The sequence below is a fragment of the Paenibacillus sp. NPDC058174 genome, from assembly GCF_042883865.1.
GTDB lineage: Bacteria > Bacillota > Bacilli > Paenibacillales > Paenibacillaceae > Pristimantibacillus.
Genome location: NZ_JBHVUY010000001.1, coordinates 1590809 through 1609389, shown reverse-complemented (window position 1 = coordinate 1609389; position 18581 = coordinate 1590809). Strand labels below are relative to the sequence as shown.

Here is an 18581-nt window from a genome sequence, read left to right as displayed (position 1 = left end):
GCGCCGGCTATGTGAGGCGGCGCTGCACTGCAGTAACAACAGTGCAGCGGGACAGAGAGAGGAAGAATGAGTGAAGTGAGCGAAAATAAAGCAAAGATTTGGCTGCAGCGGGGCCGGAAAAACAGGCTGGAGCTTGGCCATCCATGGATTTATGCGAATGAAATCGAACGGGTGGAGGGCGATGCGGCCCCGGGCGATATCGTCGACGTCGTTTCTCATAAAGGAAAGTATCTAGCATCGGGCTACTATAATTCCCAGTCGCAGATTACCGTTCGTATCGTATCGTACAAGCCTTTGGCGGAGATGGATGCTGATTTCTTTCGCGAGCGGCTGCAGCAATGCGCCGATCATCGCAGCCGGTTCGTACCGGATCGCGATTGCAGACTCGTGTACGGTGAAGCTGACTTTTTGCCTGGATTGACGGTGGACCGGTTCAACGATGTACTGGTCGTTCAATTGCTGACGCTGGGCATGGATATAAGACGCGAAGCATTAATAGAAGCGCTTATTGATGTGTTTCAGCCGAAGGGCATCTACGAGCGCAGTGATGTTGGCGTAAGACAGCTGGAGGGCTTGGAGCAGCGTACTGGTGTGCTTTACGGCGATTGTCCGCCGATTATCGAGATCGAGGAAAACGGCTTGAAGCTGGAAGTCGATATTGTTGAAGGGCAAAAAACGGGTTATTTCTATGATCAGCGTGAAAACCGCGCTTCGATTAAGCCGTTAATGACCGGCTGGGGCGCCCGCAGCGGCATTCACCTGCAGCAGCAGGAGGCTGGGGACGGACAGTTCCGGTCGATACCAGTTAATGCGAATGGCAAAGAAGTGACGTTCCCTTATTGGGACGGAGCTACCGTGCTGGAATGCTTTGCCCATACGGGAAGCTTTACGCTGCATGCTTGCAAATATGGCGCAAAGCGCGTAACCTGTCTGGACGTATCGCAGCATGCGATCGATACGGCGCAGCGGAATATGGAGCGCAACGGCTTTACGGACCGTGTCGAATTTGTCGTAGCTGATGCCTTCGAGTACTTGCGTACGCAGGTTAAAGGCTTGGAGGAAAAGGCGGAGCGGAACCGGGCTGGATCGGATACGTCGAAGCCGCTCAGCGGCAACGGCCGTACGTGGGATGTTGTCATTCTCGATCCGCCGGCATTCGCGAAGACGAAAAGCGCCGTGCCGGGCGCTTGCCGAGGCTACAAGGATATTAACCTTCACGGACTTAAGCTTGTTAATGAAGGCGGGTATTTGGTGACAGCGAGCTGCTCCTACCATATGCGGCCGGATCTGTTCCTGGAGACGATCCAGGAGGCGGCATCCGACGCTGGTAAGCTGCTAAGACTGGTAGAGTGGCGGGCAGCGGGCAAAGACCATCCGCAGCTTCTCGGTGTGAGCGAGGGCCATTATTTGAAATTTGCGGTTTTTGAGGTTCGGAGCAAATAAAATTTTGATTTAGTTCGGCTGTCGAGATTGTCTCGGCAGCTTTTTTTATATGTGGGATGCGATCGGCTGCGCGTCTTGGTTCATGCTGCCATGCTTGATTCCATTTACCCTGAGGGTAAATGGACAGAATCTGCACAAAGTCATCCTGAACTCAAGACGCTCCGCTCCTCTAAATGCCGCAAAACCAGCCAATAAATCAAAGAAAAACAAAATAAATTCACAAACAAGACGAACTCGTCAAACAAGAGGAACTCATCAAGCAAGTCTAACTCATCAAAAGAGTCGAACTCATCAGGCAAGGCGAACTCACAAACAAGTCGAACTAATCAACGAGATGAACTCATCAGGCAAGACGAACTCATCAAGTAGCAAAATGAACTCATCAAACGAGAAAGAGCGATAGGCATTCACAACCAATCAAATGCATAACGCCCAGTGACACAATACCGTCTAACAAAACTCATATGCAGCGAACTTTGATACATTGTTTAGTGAAGGAAGTTCGTTAAAGGGAGCCGCTTCACCAATCAAAATGTAAAAATACATGTTGTTCGCCGGAATTTCGGCGATTTACTGCTTCAAAATGTAAAAGTGCAGGTTGATTGGCTCAAAAAGCCCCAAATAGACGAAATGGAGTGATCTCAAATGTACTTTTGCATTTTGAGGGCTGTTTTGGCTGATTTTTGGGGTTTCAAAATGCACTTTTGCATTTTGTTCACTTTCTTAGCCGTTGGATAAGTGTTAGGGGTTACTCATGTCAACAACTGTTGGAGTGAGGAAGTAGGGAGTTGCTCAGTTACCCTATGTGCTAGTGCAGCAGGAGGGTTAAATAGGGAGTGTGAATGCTTTTTGAAGTGGGAAAGGATAGTGCAGGTATGTGAGAGTAAGTGCCTTTATGCAGCGGAAAGGATAGTGCAGGGTATTTACTTGTGTTAGAGAAGAAGAGTAGGCTGATGTTGGTCTAGGAGCTAGTCAACCCTGGTTCTGTTATTGTTTCGCCATTTAGCGTGGTGTATTAGTTTCAAGCCTGTCGTCGTTTGGGAGGTGGAGGCAGGCTGGTGTAGAAAGTAAGTAAAAAGCTCTTTTTGTATGTGCCCTCGAAGGTTTCTTTCGCTATAAATCCGACAAAAGAAATAAACCCAAGGGGAATTATTGGTTAACCCGAAATATTTAATAATAGCACAGAACAAATTTCGAAAGCAATCTTTTTTTGAAAAAAGTATTGATTTTTATCTGGGAATGGGATATCCTTCTAATTGAGCAAAGGAAATGAGCGGAAAGGAGGCAACAACGATGGAAATGATGAGCATGAAGATGATGATGACGATGTGCATGGAAGAAATGATGTGCAAGATGAACAACATGAAAATGATGATGGACGGCATGATGGAAATGAAGCAAATGGACATGATGGGTATGGACATGGATCAAATGATGGCTAACATGCAGCAATGCGACGAAATGATGACGATGATGATGGGCATGATGCGTGAAATGAAACAAACCGCTATGTAATTAGCCCCCACGGCCTACATAACGGTTTTATAGAAATGGATGATGTCCGGCAAAGCGGTCGACCGCATGCGGGATTTTTTTATTTTTGCAGATTACTATTGAAAACCTCACTAGGCCAAAAAGCGAAGCAGGATGGACCTGCATTTACGCTTGCTGCTTCAGCAAATTGCTAAGCTCCAGCCGTTTCAGCTTCAGCGCCCATACTTCCTCTTTCAGCGAATGAATTTCTACGGCGTCATTCGTGCCTCTCAATTGGTTGTACAGCTCCAGCATTTTTGCATTAATACGGTCGAACTGCCGCCAAAGCTCCTCAGCCTTTACGTTCATTACGAGCTCTTTCGTCTGCTGCTCGGATTGCTTAAGCACTTCTATGATTTCACGCTGCCACTCGGCATCGCCAATTTGTCTAGCATAATTTAACAGGTCCAGGTGGTCATCGACCCATTGCTTTACGATTGCTGTTGTCGAGCGCATCTTCCGCATCCCCATTCTGTTTATCTATTTACCAAGTATTATACTCGGAATATTTGGAATTTCAATAGGGTATGATCCGATTTCGAAAAAATATTCCAGAACATACGTTTGTTCTCGAAGTGAAAAAAAGCCGCTAATATGATACTATAGTAGATTATGAGAATGTAACGGGAGGTGGCGGACTTGGCGCTTCGATTCGTGCTGGGCCGATCCGGTTCGGGAAAAACAACCTATTGTCTCGAAGAAATTCGCGGCAGGCTGCGGAAGGAGCCCAAGGGCTCGCCGCTTATTATGCTTGTGCCAGAGCAAGCGACCTTTCAGACGGAATATTCACTGTTGAAAGAAAGCGGCCTTGACGGCGCAGTGCGTGCACAGGCATTGAGCTTCAGAAGGCTTGCGTTCCGGGTCATGCAAGAGACGGGCGGTACGGCGCTTGTACCCATCGGCGACACAGGCAAGCATATGCTGCTGTACAAAATCGTTCATCGGCTCGGCAATGATCTGGAGCTGTTCCAAAGCGGCGCCGGTCAGCCGGGCTTTATCGAGCGTCTGGGCGAGCTGTTAACCGAATGGAAGCGTTACGGAATCGATGCTGACAGCGTCGACGGAGCGTTGTCGGATCAAGGCTCGCAGTTGGCAGAGTCTTCATTGCTGCGGCGCAAGCTGCATGATCTGCAGTTAGTATATGGACAGTTAGAGCGGGAATTGACGGGGTTGTATATCGATTCCGAGGATTATTTAACGAGGCTGACTGAGGGTTATGCTTCGGCTTCCGCTATGCGGGGAGCAGAGCTTTGGATCGACGGCTTCCACGGCTTTACGCCAAAAGAATACGAGGCGCTTGGCGCATTGATCGCCAGCTCGGCTGAAGTGACGGTCGCGCTAACGCTGAATCGGGCTTATGCGGAAGGGGAAAAGCCGCATGAGCTGGAGCTGTTCCATCCTACTGCGGATACATACGGCAAATTGCTGGCGCTTGCCTCGCAAGCCGGTGTAGAAGTGCTAGAGCCAATTGTGCTTGGCGAATCATCCATACATACCCGATACGCCGATAGCCCGATGATGGCCCATTTAGAGCGGCATTATGGCAATCGGGTGCCGATGCTTTTGCCTGATCCGAGCTTGCTGGAGGCCGAAAATCCAGCCTGCGGCTTGTCGCTGCATGCAGCAGCCAACCGCCGTGCTGAGGTTGAAGCCGTTGCACGTGATATCGTCCGGCGAGCAAGAGAGGAAGGGCTCCGCTGGCGGGATATGGCTGTAATGGTACGGAACGCTGCCGATTATAACGACTACATCGAGGCGGCATTCCGCGATTATGAGATTCCGTATTTCCTCGATCAGAAAGAATCTGCCGTCCATCATCCGCTCGTCGAATTTATCCGCTCTGCATTGGAGACGGTGCTGCATGGCTGGCATTACGAAGCGGTGTTCCGCTGCATCAAGACGGAGCTGCTGTTTCCATTTGACGGCAGCATGACGCGGGAGCGGTTCGACCTGCTGGAAAATTACGTGCTGGCAGCGGGAATCGACGGCTGGAAGTGGCAGGACCGGAAAAGCTGGCGGCCGATTATGGTTCAATCGCTGGAGGAAGAAGCGGCTGCCGAGCCTAGCGCCAGAGCGGCGCGAGAGCTGGAAGCTGTAATGGAAGCGCGCGAAGCGATTGTGCCGCCGCTGCGGCGATTCGGCAATGCGCTGAAGCAGGCGCCGGATGTGAGGACGATGTGCGAGGCGCTTTACCGGCTGCTTGACCATAGCGATGCCGCCGACCGGTTGGAGCGATGGAGCCGGGAGGATGCAGCAGCAGGCAGGACACAGCGTTCCCGCGCTCATCGCCAGCTTTGGGACGGCGTGATGCAGCTGCTGGACCAGCTTGTTGAGATGGCGGGCAGCGAAGCGATGCCGCCTGAGCTTTTTGCCGGCATGGTGGAGACGGGACTTGAGAGCTTGAAGCTGTCTGCTGTTCCTCCGGCAATCGACCAGACGCTGGTGGGCAGCATGGACCGGACAAGGTCCGGCGACGTCAAGGTATGCTATGTACTAGGCGCGAACGACGGCGTGATGCCGAAGCGCATTCAGGAGGACGGCATCCTGACGGAGCAGGAGCGGGAGCGCCTTGCGGACGAAGGACTGACGATGGCTCCTGGCGTAAGGAGAAGGCTGCTGGACGAGCGGTTTATCATTTATAACGCGTTGACGACGCCAAGCTCTCATTTGTGGATCAGCTGGGCGCAAGCCGATGAAGAGGGCAAAAGCCTGCTTCCGTCCGAAGTGATCCGTCAGGTCAAGCAGCTTTTTCCCGGCATTCCGGTGGGTGAGGCGAATGGAGAGCCGACGCCGGGTATGGCGGAGAAGGAGCAGCGGAGCTACATTGCGCATCCTAACCGGACGATTTCCCATCTTATTACTGAGCTTCGGGCTTGGCGGCAGGGAGCCGATATTGCGCCGTTCTGGTGGGATTTGTACAACTGGTATGCGATCCGCCCGCAATGGCAGGACAAGCTGTCACTGCTTGCGGCTTCGCTTGGATTTTCCAATCAAGAGGAGGCTCTTACCGTCGATACGGCGAGAGAGCTGTACGGTGAGCATTTGAAGGCAAGCGTGTCGAGAATGGAGCGTTTCGTCTCCTGTCCGTTCCAGCACTTCGCCATTCACGGCCTCAAATTGCGCGAGAGGCAGCAGTACCGGCTGGAGGCCCCAGATATGGGCCAGCTGTTCCACGCGGCGCTCAGTCGACTGGCTGGCGGTCTTGGAACACGCTTTGGTTCGATGGCGGAGTCGGATATTCGTGCGGAAGCGGCGAAGACAGTCGATGAGCTTGCACCGCGGCTGCAATCGCAAATCTTGCTTAGCAGCGGACGCTTCCAATACATTGCCCGCAAGCTGAAAGAAATCGTTGCGCAAGCTGCTGTCATGTTAAGCGAGCATGCTAGACGAGCACAATTCCAGCCAGTAGGGCTAGAGGTTGATTTTGGTCCGGACGGCACGCTTCCATCGCTCGTTATTCCGCTTGCGGACGGCCGCTCGATGGAAATTATCGGCCGGATTGACCGGGTTGATGCGGCCGAGACGGAGCAGGGTCTGCTGCTTCGGGTGCTCGACTACAAATCGAGCGCGACGCAGCTGCGGCTGGAAGAGGTGGCGCACGGGCTGTCGCTTCAAATGCTCACTTATTTGGACGTGTTGATTACGCATGCCTCGGAATGGCTGGGCCAGCCGGCTTCACCTGCCGGGGTGCTGTATTTCCACGTACATAATCCGCTTCTGGCTGTCTCTAACGGCATCAGTGGTGCGGAAGTGAACGCCAAGCTGCTGAAGCGTTTCAAGCTGCGCGGGCTGGTGACGGCTGAAGCGGAAACGGTCCGGCTTATGGACGACCAGCTGGAAACCGGGTATTCGGAATTGCTGCCCGTTGCGCTGAAACGGGACGGCGGGTTTTACAGCAGCTCTTCGGTCGTTACCGATGGCCAGTGGGATGTGCTGAGGAGCTCGGTCAGACGCACAATCGCAAGAATCGGAACAGATATCGGCTGCGGCAAAGTGTCAATTGAGCCTTATCGGCTGGGAACGAAATCCCCTTGCCAATATTGCGATTACAAGCCGGTATGCCATTTTGATCCGTTATTTGACGGCAATTCTTATGTGAAGCTGAACAAGCCAGCCGGAGAGGAAGTTTGGCGGCAGCTGGAAGGGAAGGAGGACGAGCATGGAGAGAACGATTGATATGCCGGCAAAACCGGAGAACAGCACATGGACGGATGACCAATGGCAGGCGATCGTAACGGAAGGCTCGGACGTCCTTGTCGCAGCTGCCGCCGGCTCTGGGAAGACGGCAGTGCTTGTCGAGCGGATCATTCGGAAGATCTCCTCCTCGTCCGACGTGGACCGGCTGCTCGTTGCTACCTTTACGAAAGCGGCCGCGGCGGAAATGAAAGACCGGATTCGCCTGGCGCTGGAGAAAGAACTGGAGCGGCAGCCGCAATCCGAGCATTTGCGCCGTCAGCTTGCGCTTATGAACCGCGCGTCAATAACGACACTCCATTCCTTCTGTCTAGACGTAATTAGACGGTACTATCCGCTGATTGGTCTTGATCCCGGCTTCCGCATCGCGAATGAAACGGAAAGCGAGCTGATGCGGATCGATGTTCTTGATCAGCTGTTTGAGGATAAGTATGAAGGCGCCGGCGATGGTGGCGCGTTTCTGCGTCTTGCCGATCGATTCGGCGGCGAGCGCGGCGATGAGCCGTTATACCGGCTTGTCCAGCAGCTGTATGATTTTGCGCAAAGCCACCCTTGGCCTGCCCATTGGCTGCGACTGATGGCGGCCAGCTTTGATGTGAGCGGAATTGATGCGCTAAGGGGAAGCGAGTGGATTGCCAGCTTGCGGCTTGATGTCGAGCTAACGCTTGCGGGTGCTGAGTCGCAGCTGCTGCAGGCGCTGGAGCTTACGAAAGCGCCTGCTGGTCCCTCGCCTTACGCGGTAACATTTGAGGATGATCTGCAGCTCGTGTCGGGCTTGCTGGAGACAGTGCGGTCGTCGGATTGGGAGCAATGGTTTGAGCCGTTTCAGGCGGTTGCCTTCGGGAAGTTGAAGGCGATGCGCGGCGATGATTATGATAAATCGCTGCAGGAGCAGGCGAAGGAGCTCCGTGAGCAGGCCAAGAAGCTGGTTGGCTCATTGGCGGACGAGCTGTTTGGCCGTTCGGCAGAGCAATTTGCGGCAGAGCTGCAGGAGCTGGCGCCGTTAATGAGCGCGCTGGCGGAACTGGTCATTGATTTTGGCATCCGCTACGAGTCGGCAAAGCGCGAGAAGGGCCTGCTTGATTTTGGCGATCTGGAGCATTACTGCCTGCGCATTTTGCGCGATCCGGCATCGACGCCGGAGCAAGCCGTGCCTTCCGCTGCTGCGCTGGAATATCAGCGGCAATTCGATGAAATATTGCTGGATGAATATCAGGATACGAATATGGTTCAGGAAGCGATCGTCTCCTTGATCGCTAATCCCGAAACCGGCAACCGCTTCATGGTTGGCGACGTGAAACAGAGCATCTACCGGTTCCGGCTGGCCGAGCCGGGACTGTTCATGCACAAGTACCGGACTTACGGCACGGGCGGCAGTCACGGTCTGCGCATCGATCTGGCCCGCAATTTCCGCAGCCGGCAAGAGGTTGTTGACGGCGTCAATGACGTTTTCAGAGCCATTATGCGTGAGTCGGTGGCAGAGATGGATTATGACGAGCGGGCAGAGCTGGTGTGTGGCGCTTCCTATCCTGAGCCTGCAAGGAAAGACAGCTTCGAGGTGGAGCTTGCTGTTATCGACAAATCCTCCTCTATGCCCGACAGCGAATTTGAAGAGCCGGCAGCAGATGAGGAGGGGGATGCCGAAGGCGAAGGCGAAAACCGGCAGGATTCGGCGGCCGATCTGCAGACAGCGCAGCTCGAGGCCCGCTGGATTGCACAGCGAATTCGTTCCCTGCTGGACGAAGGCTTCCGGGTCTATGACGGAAAGAGACGGGAGAGTCGACCGCTGCAATGGCGTGATATCGTTATTCTTCTTCGTGCAACGCAGCAATGGGCGCCGATTATGATCGAAGAGCTGCAGGCGGCCGGTATTCCGGCTTATGCCGAGCTCAGCAGCGGTTATTTCGACGCAACGGAGGTCGAGACGATTCTGTCGCTATTGAGGGTCATTGACAACCCCTATCAGGATATTCCCCTTGCAGGCACGCTTCGCTCACCGCTGTTTGGCTTGAATGCGGAAGAGCTGGCACTCATACGGATCAGCGGCGGACGCGCCTCCTATTACGACGCGGTACAGCAAGCGACAGCGGATATGAGGCTGCCGGAAGAGACGAGGCGCAAGCTGATGCTCTTCCTGGAGCGGCTGGAACGGTGGCGCGGCGAAGCCCGGCAGGGAGCGTTGGCCGATCTGATCGCCAGCATCTACCAAACGACCGGCTATTCCGATTTCGTTGCCGGACTTCCTGGTGGAGCCCAGCGGCAAGCCAATCTGCGGGCGCTTTATGACCGGGCACGGCAGTATGAGGCGACATCCTTCCGCGGCTTGTTCCGCTTCCTGAGGTTTATCGAGCGGATGCGCGACAGCGGCGGCGATCTCGGTACGGCAAGAGCGCTGGGCGAGCAAGAGGATGTTGTACGGATCATGTCGATTCATAAAAGCAAAGGGCTGGAGTTCCCGGTCGTATTTGCTGCGGGGCTGGGCAAAGGCTTTAATCAGCAGGACTTGCGGGCCGCTTTTCTGAAGCATAAGCAGCTCGGCTTTGGTCCCAAATTTATCGATCCTGATCTGAGGATCAGCTACCCGACCTTGCCTTATCTCGCTATACGGCGGCGTATGAAGCTGGAAATGCTGGCGGAGGAGATGCGGATTCTATATGTCGCATTGACCCGGCCTAAGGAAAAAATGTTCCTTGTCGGAACGGTGGCGGATGCGGCAACGAAACTGCGCCGCTGGGAAGCGGCGACCGATGCTGCAGGCCGTATGACGGATTTCCGCATAGCAGCAGTGACCACTTATCTTGACTGGCTTGGTCCCCTCGCGTCTGCAAGGTTCGAACGGCTGGATGAAGCGGATCAGCAAAGTAGGGCTGGACAAACCGAATCCGGCCAAGTCCATGCCTTTCAATGGCGGGCCGGCGTGCTGGAAGCTTCGATGTTCGGCATCGAAGCGGCGGCAGGTACCGAGCCGGGGGATGTTTGGGGGGACAGCCGCGAGTCCACCTTGCAAGGCGTCACTTCTCTTGCGCAGCTTGATGGAATCCAGCAGGACGAAGAGCTTCGGCGCAGGCTGGAATGGTCCTATCCGTATGCGGCTACTGCGGGCATTCCGGCAAAAACCTCAGTTACAGAAATGAAACGGCTTCATGCGGAAGCGCTGGAATCGATGGAGGAGAGTGCCTTTACTGCAGGTCTGCTGCCCCAGTCGCCGCTGCCTGCGGCAGATAAATCCGAGAAGTCAGCTGGCGGCAGCAGCGGAACGTTCCGGCTTCGCCGGCCCCGGTTCATGGAGGAAGAGAAGCTTACCGCAGCGGAAAAAGGAACGGTCAGCCATTTGCTGATGCAGCATATTCCGCTTCAGAGCGGAACGGTGGACGAGGCGCTGCTGGCCGAGACGATTGCATCCATGAAAGATCGCAAGCTGCTCACCTCGCATCAAGCGGAAACGATTGATCTGAAGGCAGTCGCTGCGTTTTTTGCAGGCCCGCTCGGACAGCGGCTGCTTGCTGCACAATGGGTGCAGCGCGAAGTTCCGTTCAGCTGCATGCTGCCGGCAAGCCGGGTTTATCCGGGTGCCGCCGGGGCAGAGCAGGAGCCGATTCTCATTCAAGGTGTTATCGACTGCTTGTTTGAAGACGAAGCGGGACTGGTGCTGCTCGATTATAAAACCGACCGGATCTACATGAAGGAATGGGAGCGGGCTGCCGAGCGGCACCGCTTCCAGCTGGAGCTGTACGCCGAAGCAATCAGTGCCGTTTTGAAGCGGCCCATTGCGGAATGCCATGTTTTCTTTTTCGATGGGGGACAGTCGGTCAAACTTTAATACGATGAAGGCGGGGAATAAAGACCATGGAAGAACAAGCAGCGGGGAAACGATCCCTCGCGCTGCCAATTACGCTAGTGCTTCTTGTGTTCAGCTTGATTGGCAACGTATTTTTCTACTCGCAGTATTTGCAAGGCAAGCAGGATACGCGCTACCGTACCGGACAGCATATCATTGAAACGGCAGTGCTGACGAAGGTACAGTATGAGACGCTGCTGAATGAAGCAAACCGTTTGCTGGAGCTGAATGAGCTTGGCGTGCTTCCAGGAGCAAGCGCGGGGAAAGGCGATTTGACGACGATCCGGAGCACCGCGGATTCGGCTTTTATTGCTGAAGCTTACCTGCTCAAGGGTAAGAAGCCAGACTTAGAACGCGTCGATTCCTATTTTCAGCGGATTCGCCAGTCGCTCGATGAGCTGGAGCATCTCAAGCAGCCGATGACCGAGCAGCAGATCACTGAGCTGACTAAGATCAAAGAAGCTCTGAGCGCGCAATATGAAATCATTCAAAAGTTTAACTTCGATGCAGCGGAGACCCGCATTTCGACTATACAAGTTGCAAGCGGCATTGACTGGCTGGAGCTTGCTGATCAGCTTGAAGCGAGCATAGTAAGCCAGTAGCGGCTGTCAAAATGCAGTCGGACGCCCAGTGCTGCAAACGATGCAGCAGATAGGAACATCGTTTATTTCGTATCGTTTGATTGAACGCTCATGCAGGCCGGCTTAGGAACAGCCGCAGTCAGCCGGCTTGATGCAGCGGGACGAGTCCATTATAATAATGAAAACAGGACATAATAACGGAGGAGGAAGCGGCAATTATGGATTGCATTTTTTGCAAAATTATTGAAGGTTCGATCCCGTCGACCAAAGTGTATGAGACTGAAACCGTACTGGCGTTTAAAGATATCCAGCCTGCGGCCCCCGTACATACATTAATCATTCCGAAAAAGCATATTCCGACGATGAATGACGTAACGGCGGAAGACGGACCGGTCATTGCGGAACTGTTCGCGGCAGCAAGAGAAATCGCCAAGCAGGAAGGGATTGACGAGGCGGGATACCGGCTGATCAACAACGTGAACAGCGATGGCGGCCAGGTCGTTTATCACCTGCACGTCCACCTTTTGGGCGGCGAAAAACTTGGTGCGCTGCTGCCTTAATAACGTAAGTTGACCTGCCATTTGTTTTGACATATAATGAAATTTGATAAACCGTGTTTAATGCTCTGGACGGTCTGTTTCGGAGGGAGGGAAAACTGGTGTCTGAAACTAAAGTTCGCAAAAACGAAACTATCGATGCTGCGCTTCGCCGCTTTAAACGTTCCATCGCAAAAGATGGTGTTTTGGCTGAGGTGAAAAAACGCAAGCATTATGAAAAGCCAAGTGTAAAGCGCAAGAAAAAGTCCGAGGCTGCGCGTAAGAGAAAGTTTTAGGAGGATCTATTTATAATGAACCTGAGCGAACGATTGAACGACGATATGAAAACAGCCATGAAAAATCAGGACAAGTTCAGACTGACCACGATTCGTATGATTCGCGCGTCGATCAAAAACTTGGAGATTGATTTGAAACGTCCTGTTGAGGATGTTGAAGTGCTGGAAATTCTGGGTCGTGAGGTCAAACAACGTAAAGATTCCCTCCAAGAATTTAGCAAAGCCGGCCGTGATGATCTGGTTACAGATCTTCTCGCAGAAATTGAAATTATTAGTCAATACCTTCCCGTTCAGTTGACCGAAGAAGAGATAAAAGCAATTGTACAGCAGACCATCCAGGAACTCGGTGCTTCTTCTAAAGCCGAGATGGGAAAAGTTATGGGTGCACTTTTGCCAAAAACGAAAGGGCGCGCTGACGGTAAACTAGTAAATCAATATGTACAACAATTTCTGCAATAACATATGCATATGTTCGGACGAAAACACCCCTTTACGGGGTGTTTTTTTGCTATTTCCGCCGAAAATGAAACGAAATGGCCATATTTGCGTATTAGGGTATAATGAAAAGAAAAAGGGAGGAGCCTTATTTGCAGATGATAAGGTGGCGCAAACGAGTAGCCGCATTCATCCCGATGCTGATGCTGGCAGCGTTGATGCTTACTGCGGCAGGCAGTCTGATTGTTGTTCCCTCGCAGGCGAAAGCCGAGACCACAGCCGATATCGGCACCGCCGTCTACGTCGTTCCAGTGAAGCAGACTGTAGAATCCGGCTTGAAAGCGTTCTTAGAACGGGCTTACAAGGAAGCAGAGGAAGCAAAAGCCGAACGGGTTATTCTGGTTATTAATACGTTTGGCGGAAAGGTTACAAGCGCGGAGGAAATTGGCGAGCTTATCCGCAAGAGCAGCGTTCCCACTACAGCTTACGTAGAAAGCAAGGCTGTATCAGCGGGAACCTACATTGCACTAAATGCGGACAGCATCATTATGGAGCCGCACAGCATGATTGGCTCTGCGTCTGTTGTGAACGGCTCAGGCGACCTGATTCAGAATCCGAAGATCATTTCGCACTGGGTGAGCGCAATGAGTGAAGCGGCGAAGATGAACGGACGCAATCCGGACGTCGCAGCGGCGATGGTTGATCCCGATATTGTGCTGAAGCTGCCGGAAATCGGCCGTGACAAAGCGAAAGGGCAAATTCTTTCACTTTCAGCAGACGAAGCCGTTAAGCTCGGTTATGCGGAGCATCAGGCTGGCTCCGTCCAAGAATCAATAAAGCTGCTTGGACTGGACAATCGGAGAGTCGTTGATTTTGAGCCTTCGCTTGCCGAGAAAGTATCGCGATTTCTGGTTAATCCTTATGTCATGACCGCGCTGCTCGTATTGGGCATAGCGGGAGTAGCGTTAGAAATGATCATACCAGGCTTTGGAGCTCCGGGAATCGTAGGCATTTTATCATTCGGTTTATACTTCTTCGGTCACTACATTGCCGGGTTCGCCGGTATGGAATCGGTCGTTCTCTGTGTAGTGGGCTTCGCGTTTCTTGTGATTGAGGTATTTATTTCGAGCTTCGGCATATTGGGCATTCTCGGAAGCATCGCTCTCGTTGCAGGCGTCGTTACGGCTTCGCCGGATCCGATGAACGCGTTCATCTCACTTGTCGTAGCATTAGTGCTTGCAGTTATCATTTTGTATTTCGTAATCCGCAAATACAAAACGAAAGGCATTTGGAACAAATTTATTTTGCGCGAGAAGCTGACTACCGAGCAAGGTTATGTGTCGGCGGACAGCAAGACGGATTGGCTTGGGCAAGAGGGTATTGCCGTAACGCCGCTTAGACCGTCAGGTACAGCGCAGATCGGCGACCAGCGGATTGACGTTGTGACTGCGGGCGAGTTTATCGCATCCGGAAAACCGGTTAAAGTGGTCAAGGCGGAAGGAACATGGGTTGTTGTAAAAGAAGTATTAGAATAAAGCATTCTAGAAAATAGAAAAACGGAGGGTTATCGCTTATGGGATTGGATCCAATTGTAATGGTATTAATTATTGCGGTTGCAGCGATCGTCATTTTATCAGTATTTTTCAGCTTTTTCCCGGTTATGCTCTGGGTGTCGGCGATCGCTTCCGGCGTTCGCGTCGGCATTATTACGCTCGTCGCGATGCGTTTGCGGCGCGTCGTTCCAAGCCGTATCGTCAATCCGTTGATCAAGGCAACAAAAGCGGGACTTGGCCTTAATATTAATCAGTTAGAGAGTCACTTCCTGGCCGGCGGCAACGTTGACCGAGTCGTCAACGCACTGATCGCGGCACAGCGTGCCAACATTCCGCTCGTATTCGAACGTGCGGCGGCAATCGATCTTGCAGGCCGTGACGTGCTTCAAGCGGTACAAATGAGCGTTAACCCGCGTGTCATCGAGACACCAACTGTCGCAGCTGTAGCGAAAGACGGTATTGAAGTAAAAGTTAAAGCGCGTGTAACGGTACGTGCCAACATTGAAAGACTGGTCGGCGGCGCCGGCGAAGAAACGATTATCGCCCGTGTCGGCGAAGGTATTGTAACGACAGTAGGTTCGGCAAATTCGCATAAAGACGTTTTGGAAAATCCGGACCTCATCTCGCGTACGGTGCTTGGCAAAGGTCTTGACGCTGGAACTGCGTTTGAAATTCTGTCGATCGATATTGCGGACGTAGACGTAGGCAAAAACATCGGCGCACATCTCCAAACGGAGCAAGCGGAAGCCGACAAGCGGATTGCCCAGGCGAAGGCTGAGGAACGCCGCGCAATGGCTGTCGCGCAAGAGCAGGAAATGAAGGCCCGCGTCGTTGAGATGCGCGCTAAGGTTGTAGAGTCGGAATCGCAAGTTCCGCTTGCTATGGCTGATGCTCTTAAAAACGGAAAAATCGGCGTAATGGATTATATGAACTTGAAAAATATCGAAGCTGATACGCAAATGCGGAGCTCGATCGGCAAGCCGGAATCGGCGTCCAACGATCCGAAAAATGAAAACTAAGGAGCTCTGGCATTGTAAAGCTAACTAATTTCATGCCAGGTTTCCGAGGCTTCATTTTGGAGGTGAAGACAGCTTGAAACTGATTGAGTTTTTACTAAACAACATTTACTTTGTCGTCATCATTGGCGGGGTGCTGTTCTCGATCTTCCGGAAGGTTGGAGGGTCGGCCCGCAGCGGCAATCCGGCAATGCCTACTTTCGGCGGCGGCAGAGGAGGCGAGCCCCCCCGCAGGACAGAGGAGTATGAGGAAGAGGAGCAGCCGCAGTGGATAGATGGGCGTTACGCCTCTTTTCCCGAGCCAGAACCTGCACCTGCACCTGAGCCTCCTAAGCCGGTCATTATCCGTCAGCAGGAACGGGCTGAGAACGCCCCTGCGGGCGCTCAGCGTCCTCGTTCACCATTCCCTTCGCCTACTGCGGCTCAGGGCGGTGGAGCCTCACAGCGGCCTGCTAAGGCTTCCTTGAGCGCGCTGTCTGAAACCGACGAGCTTAAGAAAGCGATTATCTGGTCGGAAATACTTGGTCCGCCAAGGTCGAAGCGGCCATTTGGCAAATAAAATGAAGAAGCGTCAGTACGCGCAACCTTGCGCCGTGCTGACGCTTTTTTCATATTTGCCGCCTGCCCCGCATATTTTGAAAGGTAACAAGGTTTGCAGACACTGCAGCAAGGGGGCAAAAGACTGACTATGGGCCGTATTAACCGTAGATTGCGCAAGTGGACCGCGGATGTATTGGATTTGCCCCAGGATGTCGTATACGACCTGCCGCGGCTCACGATGATCGGTGACCGCCAGCTGTACATTGAGAATCATCGCGGCGTCATTCATTTCTCAAGCGAGAAGCTGAAGCTTGCACTCAGCAAGGGGGAGCTTGAGGTGACCGGGACGTCGCTCGTCATACGCACGATTTGGACGGAAGAAGTGTTTATCGAAGGCACAATTAAAAGTATCGAGGTAAGAGAATAGGAGGGGTTCGAATGGACGGGCAATGGCTGCAGTGGATTAGAGGTATGGTGACGGTTCAAATCCGGGGCGGACAGCCGGAGCAGTTGGTTAACCGGGCGCTGGAGGGAGGGCTGCAGCTGTCGTCCATCCAGTGGACAAGCACGGACAGGCTGCAATTTGAGCTGTCGGTCAACGACTTCTTCCGTTTGCGCAAGTATTTGAAAAAGACGGGCTGCCGCGTGCATGTGACAAGAAGATCAGGTCTGCCGTTCTGGCTCGTTAAAATGCAGAAAAGAAAGCTGTTCGCGGCCGGTATTCTTCTCTTCTTCGTCGGCGTCTACTTGCTCTCGTCGCTTGTATGGTCGGTAGAGGTGAAAGGAAATATGAAGCTGACCGATGAGCAAATATTTGCCGCTGCTAAGCAGGAAGGGCTGTATCCGATGCAATGGACGTTCCGGCTGCAGGATGCCGGCTTGTTGTCCAAGCGTCTGGTGAACAAGCTGCCTGGAGCGACGTGGATCGGCGTTGAACGAAAGGGAACCAAGGTCATCATTCAAGTCGTGGAGACGACTGAGCCGGACAAGCAGGAGCTGCAAAATCCAAGGCATCTGGTCGCATCCGCCGACGCTGTTGTCACGGAAATCTATACCGAGAAAGGCCGGGCGGTCGTTAAGAAAAATATGAAGGTCCGGGAAGGACAGACGTTAATCTCCGGCACAATTGGCGGAGGCGCTTATACACAGACCGTTGTAGCGAAGGGCTCAGTCCGCGGGCTGGTCTGGTACGAGTACGACATTGCATCGCCGCTGACGCAGCAGACTAAGGTCTATACCGGGGAGAAAAAGACCAAGTGGTATGCGATGATCGGCGGCAGAGCGCTGCAGGTCAGCGGCTTCGGGAGCAACCCGTTCGAGAAGTTCGAGACCGTCGTCTACGAGGAGCAGGCCGCATGGCGCAGCTGGCATCTTCCTCTCGGAAGAATGAAGAAAACGATCATGGAAGTGCGGGCAGAGGAGCGGGAGCTGACCGAAGATGAGGCGAAGAGCGCGGGAATGCTGCAAGCCAAAGCCAATGTCATGTTGAAAGCGGGCGCGGATGCGGTCATCCGGAACGAAATTGTTTTGCATGAAAAGACGGACAATGGTAAAGTTTATATGAAAGTTCATTTTGAGGTCGAGCAATCGATTGTGAAAGAAATGCCCCTAGTCCAGATGCAAGGAGAATGAGGTTGTTTGCAGAGTGAGACGAGAACAGTCAAAATTCCGCTCCTGAACGCAGCGGAGGGACTAGCGGTTTTTGGTCCCCAGGATAAGTTTTTGAAACTAGTGGAGCAGCAGATGGAGGCTTCCATTTCGTCGCGCGAAGCGGAAATCGTAATTTCCGGCGAGAAGCAAGAGGTGGATTCGCTGGAACAACTGTTCAACGTGCTGCTGCAGCTTTTCCGCGGCGGCTACAATCCTTCTGAACGCGATATCATGTATGCGCTTGATCTGGCCCGGACGATGCAGGCTGAAGAGCTGCTAGACTTGTTTAAGGCCGAAATTACGAGCACATTCAGAGGCAAGCCGATACGTGTTAAGACGATTGGACAGCGCCATTATGTGAAAACAATTAAGAAGCAGGATATCGTATTTGGTATCGGCCCTGCCGGAACAGGTAAAACCTATCTGGCCGTCGTGCTGGCGGTTGCTGCTTTGAAGGAAGGCTCCGTCAAGCGTATTATGCTGACGCGCCCTGCAGTCGAGGCGGGAGAAAATCTCGGTTTTCTGCCGGGAGATTTGCAAGAGAAAGTAGATCCATATCTGCGGCCTTTATACGATGCATTGCATGATGTGCTTGGCCCGGATCAAACGGCTAAAGCATTCGAACGCGGCACCATTGAGATCGCGCCGCTCGCCTATATGCGCGGACGGACGCTTGACGATTCTTTCATCATTCTGGATGAGGCTCAGAATACGACGCCCGAGCAGATGAAGATGTTTCTTACGCGTCTTGGTTTCGGCTCCAAAATGGTCATTACGGGCGACGTGACGCAAATCGATTTGCCGCGGGGCAAAAACTCCGGCTTAATCGAAGCGCAGCGCATTTTGCGAGACATCGAGGAAATCGGCTTTATCTTCTTCTCCGAGCAAGATGTCGTCCGCCATTCGCTAGTCCAGAAAATCATAGTCGCTTACAACTGGGACGCCGATAACAAAGCATAGAGAGGA

The 18581-nt window shown here is 53.0% G+C and carries 15 protein-coding genes; 14 read left to right on the top strand and 1 reads right to left on the bottom strand.

Going from position 1 to position 18581, the window contains the following annotated elements:
* Positions 1-66: 66 nt before the first annotated feature.
* Entirely contained in the window at positions 67-1443 is a 1377-nt protein-coding gene (locus ACFVVF_RS07390; protein WP_387806776.1) for a class I SAM-dependent rRNA methyltransferase, read from the top strand.
* Positions 1444-2736: 1293 nt separating this feature from the next.
* Positions 2737-2958 (top strand): hypothetical protein, encoded by a 222-nt coding sequence (locus ACFVVF_RS07385; protein ID WP_042162782.1) that lies wholly within the window; start codon positions 2737-2739, stop codon positions 2956-2958.
* A gap of 144 nt (positions 2959-3102) precedes the next feature.
* Here ACFVVF_RS07385 and ACFVVF_RS07380 read toward each other — a convergent pair whose 3' ends face one another.
* A complete protein-coding gene (locus ACFVVF_RS07380) occupies positions 3103-3432 on the bottom strand; it encodes a hypothetical protein (RefSeq protein ID WP_387806775.1) in 330 nt (109 codons plus the stop codon).
* Positions 3433-3615: 183 nt separating this feature from the next.
* Between ACFVVF_RS07380 and addB the strand changes: the two genes are divergently transcribed.
* From addB to ACFVVF_RS07320, 12 genes are all read left to right on the top strand, one after another.
* Complete coding sequence (gene addB / locus ACFVVF_RS07375; RefSeq protein WP_387806774.1) at positions 3616-7152, top strand: helicase-exonuclease AddAB subunit AddB; 3537 nt, start codon at positions 3616-3618, stop codon at positions 7150-7152.
* On the top strand, positions 7136-10990 hold the full coding sequence (gene addA / locus ACFVVF_RS07370; RefSeq protein ID WP_387806772.1) for a helicase-exonuclease AddAB subunit AddA: 3855 nt from the start codon (positions 7136-7138) through the stop codon (positions 10988-10990). The genes addB and addA overlap by 17 nt, the downstream gene beginning before the upstream one ends.
* Before the next feature lie 26 nt (positions 10991-11016).
* Positions 11017-11610, top strand: a complete 594-nt coding sequence (locus ACFVVF_RS07365; RefSeq protein WP_387806770.1) for a hypothetical protein — start codon at positions 11017-11019, stop codon at positions 11608-11610.
* A 197-nt stretch (positions 11611-11807) separates the two neighbouring features.
* Entirely contained in the window at positions 11808-12149 is a 342-nt protein-coding gene (locus ACFVVF_RS07360) for a histidine triad nucleotide-binding protein (protein WP_387806768.1), read from the top strand.
* 98 nt (positions 12150-12247) lie between these two features.
* On the top strand, positions 12248-12421 hold the full coding sequence (rpsU, locus tag ACFVVF_RS07355) for a 30S ribosomal protein S21 (protein WP_005547957.1): 174 nt from the start codon (positions 12248-12250) through the stop codon (positions 12419-12421).
* A gap of 15 nt (positions 12422-12436) precedes the next feature.
* Positions 12437-12880: a GatB/YqeY domain-containing protein gene (locus tag ACFVVF_RS07350; protein ID WP_387806767.1), complete on the top strand. Its 444-nt coding sequence runs from the start codon at positions 12437-12439 to the stop codon at positions 12878-12880.
* A gap of 101 nt (positions 12881-12981) precedes the next feature.
* On the top strand, positions 12982-14391 hold the full coding sequence (locus tag ACFVVF_RS07345) for an NfeD family protein (RefSeq protein ID WP_387806766.1): 1410 nt from the start codon (positions 12982-12984) through the stop codon (positions 14389-14391).
* Between the two features lie 38 nt (positions 14392-14429).
* On the top strand, positions 14430-15428 hold the full coding sequence (floA, locus tag ACFVVF_RS07340) for a flotillin-like protein FloA (RefSeq protein WP_387806764.1): 999 nt from the start codon (positions 14430-14432) through the stop codon (positions 15426-15428).
* Positions 15429-15501: 73 nt separating this feature from the next.
* Complete coding sequence (locus ACFVVF_RS07335; RefSeq protein WP_387806762.1) at positions 15502-15984, top strand: hypothetical protein; 483 nt, start codon at positions 15502-15504, stop codon at positions 15982-15984.
* 129 nt (positions 15985-16113) lie between these two features.
* Entirely contained in the window at positions 16114-16392 is a 279-nt protein-coding gene (gene yqfC / locus ACFVVF_RS07330) for a sporulation protein YqfC (RefSeq protein ID WP_042162767.1), read from the top strand.
* 11 nt (positions 16393-16403) lie between these two features.
* The gene (gene yqfD, locus ACFVVF_RS07325; protein WP_387806761.1) at positions 16404-17597 is read left to right on the top strand and encodes a sporulation protein YqfD; all 1194 of its coding nucleotides are present in this window, start codon (positions 16404-16406) and stop codon (positions 17595-17597) included.
* A 6-nt stretch (positions 17598-17603) separates the two neighbouring features.
* A complete protein-coding gene (locus tag ACFVVF_RS07320; protein WP_387806759.1) occupies positions 17604-18575 on the top strand; it encodes a PhoH family protein in 972 nt (323 codons plus the stop codon).
* The last annotated feature ends 6 nt before the right edge of the window (positions 18576-18581 follow it).

What these genes read in the sequence shown, in the direction of transcription:
- ACFVVF_RS07350 (WP_387806767.1), top strand. Translation starts at nt 12,437, where the DNA reads ATGAACCTGAGCGAACGATTGAACGACGATATGAAAACAGCCATGAAA.
- yqfC (WP_042162767.1), top strand. Translation starts at nt 16,114, where the DNA reads ATGGGCCGTATTAACCGTAGATTGCGCAAGTGGACCGCGGATGTATTG.
- floA (WP_387806764.1), top strand. Translation starts at nt 14,430, where the DNA reads ATGGGATTGGATCCAATTGTAATGGTATTAATTATTGCGGTTGCAGCG.
- ACFVVF_RS07385 (WP_042162782.1), top strand. Translation starts at nt 2,737, where the DNA reads ATGGAAATGATGAGCATGAAGATGATGATGACGATGTGCATGGAAGAA.
- yqfD (WP_387806761.1), top strand. Translation starts at nt 16,404, where the DNA reads ATGGACGGGCAATGGCTGCAGTGGATTAGAGGTATGGTGACGGTTCAA.
- ACFVVF_RS07365 (WP_387806770.1), top strand. Translation starts at nt 11,017, where the DNA reads ATGGAAGAACAAGCAGCGGGGAAACGATCCCTCGCGCTGCCAATTACG.
- ACFVVF_RS07345 (WP_387806766.1), top strand. Translation starts at nt 12,982, where the DNA reads ATGAAAAGAAAAAGGGAGGAGCCTTATTTGCAGATGATAAGGTGGCGC.
- addA (WP_387806772.1), top strand. Translation starts at nt 7,136, where the DNA reads ATGGAGAGAACGATTGATATGCCGGCAAAACCGGAGAACAGCACATGG.
- ACFVVF_RS07380 (WP_387806775.1), bottom strand. Translation starts at nt 3,432, where the DNA reads ATGCGCTCGACAACAGCAATCGTAAAGCAATGGGTCGATGACCACCTG.
- ACFVVF_RS07360 (WP_387806768.1), top strand. Translation starts at nt 11,808, where the DNA reads ATGGATTGCATTTTTTGCAAAATTATTGAAGGTTCGATCCCGTCGACC.
- ACFVVF_RS07390 (WP_387806776.1), top strand. Translation starts at nt 67, where the DNA reads ATGAGTGAAGTGAGCGAAAATAAAGCAAAGATTTGGCTGCAGCGGGGC.